The organism is Streptomyces sp. SID14436, assembly GCF_010548465.1.
Lineage (GTDB): Bacteria > Actinomycetota > Actinomycetes > Streptomycetales > Streptomycetaceae > Streptomyces.
This window is the reverse complement of record NZ_JAAGMD010000603.1, coordinates 1-4,875: the sequence shown is the minus strand read 5'-3', so window position 1 is coordinate 4,875 and position 4,875 is coordinate 1. Positions and strand designations below refer to the sequence as shown.

Genomic DNA, 4,875 nt, shown 5'->3' with positions numbered 1-4,875 from the left:
ACGCCAGGCGTGGCGCTCGTCCGCCGCACCGGGGTCGTCGGCCGTGCCGGTGTCGGCGCCGGTGACCCAGTCGAGCCGGGCCGACCCGCCCGGGCCGGCCACGCCGACCAGCGCGGCGTCCATGGCCGTCGGGTAGCGCAGCCGGGCGGCGACGGTCACCGCCTGCCGGGCCTGCACCTCGCACAGGGCGGCGGACAGCGCACCGCCGGAGGCGGGGAAGGAGCGGGTCAGCCACTGCGCGGTCGCCGCGACGACGGGAGAGAGATCTGCGTGCACTGCGGGCCGTCCGAACGGTTGGGTAAGGTGAGCCTTCCTTCGCACCGTAGCCCTCCTCGCGAGCGGCCCGGAGTGATGTAAACCTCCTCGGCGGCGTGGTATCGGCCACACCGGCGCACGGGCCCGGCGATCACCCGGCGGGCGGAGTGTCCCGGCAGGCCGCCTGGGCACCCGCCGACCATGGACGTACTCAGCCGCCCCCTGGGCGACCGCACGCTGCCGCTGCTCGTGGAGGGCTACGGCTGGCTGCCCAACCGCATGCGCGACAGCGCCGGCCCGGTCGTGCGGACCCGGCTCCTGGGACGGCCCGCCTTGGCCCTGCGCGGGCCCGACGCCGTGCGGTTCTTCTACGACGAACGCAACGTGCAGCGGCACCGCGCCATCCCCGAACCGGTGCTCGGCACCCTGTTCGGCCACGGCGCCGTGCACACGCTCGACGGGCCCGCCCACCGCGCCCGCAAGGGGCTGTTCCTGCCGCTGATGGAGCCGGACCGGATCGCCCGGCTCGTCGACCACGTCACCGCGGCCTGGGACGAGGCGGTCCTGGCCTGGAGCGGGCGGGACTCCGTGGTCCTCTTCGACGAGGCGAGCACCGTGCTCACCCGCGGTGTCCACCAATGGGCCGGCGTCCCGCCGGCCGACGCCGGGGCGGAGTCGACCGCCCGGGACATGATCGCCATGGTCGACGGTTTCGCCACCGCCGGGCCCCGCCATCTGCGGGCCCGCAGGGCCCGCGCCCGGCAGGAGGAGCGGCTGGCGGCCCTCGTGACCGGGGTCCGCTCGGGCCGTGTCCCGGCCCCGGCCGGATCGGTGCTGGAGCTGGTGTGCCGGCACCGGGACGCGGACGGCGGCGCGCTGGACGCGGACACGGCCGCGGTCGAACTCCTCAACGTCCTGCGCCCGACGGTCGCCGTCAGCTGGTTCGTCGCCTTCGCCGCCCACGCCCTGCACCGCCGGCCCGGACACCGGGCGGCGCTGCGCGCGGGCGATCCCGCGTTCACCGCGGCCTTCACCCACGAGGTGCGCCGCTTCTACCCCTTCGTCCCCTTCCTCGGCGGCCTGGCCGTCCGCGACCTGGAGTGGCGGGGCGAGGCGCTCCCGGCGGGCGGCCTCGTGGTGCTCGACGTGTACGGGCAGAACCACGACGAGGAGCTGTGGGGCGACCCGTACGTCTTCCGCCCGGAGCGGTTCCGGGACCACGCGCCCGGCGGCGACACGCTGATCCCGCAGGGCGGGGGCGACCCCCGCACCGGACACCGCTGTCCCGGCGAGGGCGTCACCGTCGGGGTGCTGGAGGCGCTCACGCAGCGGCTGGCCCGCCTGGAGTACACCGTGCCCGAGCAGAATCTGACGATCGCCCTGCACCGCGTGCCCACCCGCCCGCGCAGCGGCGTCGTCGTCACCGGGGTCCGCCCGCCGCGGGAGGAGCCCCGCTAGCCGCCGGACGGCACAGGCCGGGCGAGGTGCTCCGCGCAGTCGGGAGCACCTCGCCCTTTCGCATGTCCGCGTGCTGCCCGGCCGGGTGAGAGACGGTCAGGTGTCCTGCGCGGTCCGGGTGTCGCGGCCGCCGGCGCCGGCTCCCGGGCGCCGCGGGGGTGCCCGGCGGCGCTTCGCGCACCGCATGTCACAGACGTTGAAAATGTGACAGAAGTTATTTCTGAGTAAGTTGGCATGCTTCATCCGAAATGGGTGAGTCGAAGGGTGAAGGTAACCGCTACGTCTCAGGGAGATGGTGTTATGCCTTCCGAAGAAAAGGTCATCGAAGAGCTCACCGGTATCCGGAGCGCCGACATCGAGGCGGCACTCGACCCGGCGGAGATCGACGGTGTGTACCGCGACAGCCGGCAGTGCGGGGCGCTGGCCCTGTCCTCCGGGACGACCCAGCTGCTGCTGTCGCCCCCGACCCCGCGGCCGAAGAAGGGCTGACCGGCTCGACGGGAGTGAATGAGATGGAGCAGTCAGGCACTTCGACCCTCTTGCAGGGCGCGGTGCAGGACCTCGCCTCCGGTGTGGTCTCCGCCCTTCGGGGCGGAGACCACGCGCGCACGGCGCCCGACGGGGCCGGCGCGGAAGCGGGGAGCCTCACGCTGGCGGCGGTCCGCGTGGTGGGAGCCGACACGCTGCTGCCGGAGATCCTGCTGGACGCCCCGCCCGACCCGGTGCGCCTCGCGGTGTTCCGCAAGGCGGTGGAAGCCTTCCCGCCCGGCGCCGACGCCGCCCCCACCGTCCGGTGGAGTCACTGGGCCATGGCGCGCACGCTGCACGCGCTGGACCCCTCCGTGCCCGGGGAACCCGCCGCGCCCCCCGGCGCCGACTGGCTCGACCGGGCCGACTGGCGCCTGCTCACCCACCAACTCGCCGTCCTGGCCCCGCTGGCGCTCCCCGGTGAGGACTGCGCCGTGGCCCGGGCCGCCGCCGGCCGCCCGGTCGACGTCGCCCGCGGCTTCGTCCGCGCGGTGCGCCGCAGGGACTGGCGGCAGGCGTCCGGTGCCGGACGCTGGCTCACCCTGCTGCCCGGCGTCCCCGACACCCTCGGCCTCGCGTCCGGCCTGGACTTCGTGGAGCTGATGGGCGGTCAGGACCCGCTGGTGGCCCTGCACGTCCAGGCGGCACGCCTGGCCCCGACCGGAGCAGCGGCGTGAGCGCGGGCGACGACGGGCCGGCGCGGCAGGTCGCCGAGGACGCGCTGCGGTGGGTGGCCGCCCACCGCGCCCACTTCCTGCTGGGCGACGACGCCCTGGCCACCGACGGCCGCGTGGACCGCAGCTGGAAGCCGCTCGGCGAACTCGCCCAGGTCTGCGCCACCGTGTCCCGGCACACCGCACCCGGCGACCCGCTGCACGCCCACGCCGTCACCCTGCTGGACTTCGCCTGGGAGCAGACCGGGCAGGGCGAGCTGTTCCTCCGGCTGCAACGGCTGGAGCCCTTCGCCACGTACCCGCTGGAGGTGTACGCGGCCCTCGCCGCCGCCGGGTTCCGCCACCCCCGCTTCGAGGCGGCCACCGCCGTCGTCGGCCGCACCCGGGGCTGGCGGCTCACCGAGCAGGAACCCACCCGCCGGCTCGGCGTCCTGCACGCCGAGGAACGCGCGGGCATCCGGCGGACCGGGCCGGCCCCGGAGGCCGTGGCCCACACCTGGCTGGGCGGACTGCCCGAGCCCTGGACCTTCGAACGCTCCGCCGGATACGCGCTCACCCACGTGGTGTTCCACCTCACCGACTGGGGCCGCGCGTCCGGCCGCCTGCCCGCGGACCTCGCCGGCTACCTGGCCGACTGGCTGCCCGCCTGGCTCGACACCTGCCTGGAGGCCGGGATGTGGGACCTGGCCTGCGAACTGCTGGCCGTGGCCGCGACCGTCCCGCACCCCGCCGGCGACCCCCTGTTCCGCGACGGGTGGCAGCGCCTACGGACCGCCCAGCGCCCCTCCGGCGCACTCCCCGAGGAGGACGGGACGCCCGCCGCCGTCCCGGCCGCCGAGGGGTACTTCGCCGGCCACTACCACTCCACCCTCATGGCCGCCTTCGCGGCCGTCCTGACCACCGCACGGCAGACCGGCCCCGCCGCGGGAACGGCACGTCCCCACGGCGGACAAGGAGTGCCCGCATGACCGACACCCGCCTGATCCACCAGGTCTCGGCCGGCGCCCTCGAATGGCTGTGGGCGCACCGCGACGGCTTCCGGCTGGAGACCGACGCCGACCCCGAGGTGGGGTTCCTCGAACGCTTCAAACCCATCGGTGAGCTGGCCCTGATCTGCACGGTGCTGTTCCGCGAGGGCGTGTCCGGCTCCCGCCAGACCCGGCTGGCCCGGCAACTCCTCGACCACGCCTGGCGGGAGAGCCTGGACGGCGGCCGCATGCTGGTGCGCGGCCAGCGCACCGAGCCGATCTCCCCGATCCCGTTCGAGGTGTACCTGCCGTTCCGCGAGCTGGGCTACAGCCAGCCCGAGGTGGAACGCGCCGCCGTCCTCAACCACCGGCTGGACGGCTGGACCGCCTTCGAGACCACCCCGACCCGGCGGCTGGGCCTGTCCGCCTTCCAGCGCCGCTTCGGGCTCACCCCGCGCCCGCCGGAGGCCGAGGCCCTGCACCGGACCTGGCTGGCCCGCACCCCCGAACCGTGGACCGTCGAGGGGCACATCGCCTACGACATCACGCACTGCGTGTTCCACCTGACCGACTGGGGCGAGCACCCCGAGGGCCTGCCGCCGTACCTCGCCGACTACCTCGCCACCTGGCTGCCGGTGTGGCTCGACGACTGGCTCGACCTGCGGCGCTGGGACCTGCTCGGCGAACTCCTGGTGGTCGACGCCTGCCTGCCCCGCCCCACGCTCGACGAGGCCGCCTGGACGGCGTTCGCCGCCGCCCAGCAGCCGGACGGTGCCATGCCCGCCGTGCGGGAGATGCCCCTGGGCGACCCCGACGAGGTCTTCGACATCGTCTACCACCCCACGCTCGTCGCGGCGTTCGCGTCCGTGCTGGCCACCTCCCGCGCCCTGACCGCGCTGGCCCGCGCCTCATGACGGCGCCCGCCCGCACCCCCTGGCCGGGCCGCCCGCTCCCGCCCGACGGGCCGCCCACCGCGCACCCGGACCGCCCCG

The 4,875-nt window shown here is 75.6% G+C and carries 5 protein-coding genes and 1 pseudogene; 5 read left to right on the top strand and 1 reads right to left on the bottom strand.

Annotation, left to right across the window (positions count from 1 at the left end):
- Nucleotides 1-276 (bottom strand): annotated as a pseudogene (locus G3I53_RS21485) (hypothetical protein); the annotation flags it as partial.
- Nucleotides 277-456: 180 nt separating this feature from the next.
- Between G3I53_RS21485 and G3I53_RS21480 the strand changes: the two are divergent.
- From G3I53_RS21480 to G3I53_RS21460, 5 genes are all read left to right on the top strand, one after another.
- Entirely contained in the window at nucleotides 457-1,713 is a 1,257-nt protein-coding gene (locus G3I53_RS21480; RefSeq protein ID WP_164337084.1) for a cytochrome P450, read from the top strand.
- A gap of 300 nt (nucleotides 1,714-2,013) precedes the next feature.
- Nucleotides 2,014-2,202, top strand: a complete 189-nt coding sequence (locus G3I53_RS21475) for a hypothetical protein (protein ID WP_164337082.1) — start codon at nucleotides 2,014-2,016, stop codon at nucleotides 2,200-2,202.
- Nucleotides 2,203-2,225: 23 nt separating this feature from the next.
- The gene (locus tag G3I53_RS21470; RefSeq protein WP_164438672.1) at nucleotides 2,226-2,918 is read left to right on the top strand and encodes a hypothetical protein; all 693 of its coding nucleotides are present in this window, start codon (nucleotides 2,226-2,228) and stop codon (nucleotides 2,916-2,918) included.
- Entirely contained in the window at nucleotides 2,915-3,883 is a 969-nt protein-coding gene (locus G3I53_RS21465) for a hypothetical protein (protein ID WP_164339051.1), read from the top strand. Before G3I53_RS21470 ends, G3I53_RS21465 begins: the two co-directional genes overlap by 4 nt.
- Nucleotides 3,880-4,797, top strand: coding sequence for a hypothetical protein (locus G3I53_RS21460; protein WP_164339053.1), 918 nt, complete (start codon nucleotides 3,880-3,882; stop codon nucleotides 4,795-4,797). The genes G3I53_RS21465 and G3I53_RS21460 overlap by 4 nt, the downstream gene beginning before the upstream one ends.
- Nucleotides 4,798-4,875: the final 78 nt, after the last annotated feature.

Excerpts from the sequence above, each read along its gene's own strand:
- G3I53_RS21480 (WP_164337084.1), top strand. The coding sequence starts at position 457 with ATGGACGTACTCAGCCGCCCCCTGGGCGACCGCACGCTGCCGCTGCTC.
- G3I53_RS21475 (WP_164337082.1), top strand. The coding sequence starts at position 2,014 with ATGCCTTCCGAAGAAAAGGTCATCGAAGAGCTCACCGGTATCCGGAGC.
- G3I53_RS21470 (WP_164438672.1), top strand. The coding sequence starts at position 2,226 with ATGGAGCAGTCAGGCACTTCGACCCTCTTGCAGGGCGCGGTGCAGGAC.
- G3I53_RS21460 (WP_164339053.1), top strand. The coding sequence starts at position 3,880 with ATGACCGACACCCGCCTGATCCACCAGGTCTCGGCCGGCGCCCTCGAA.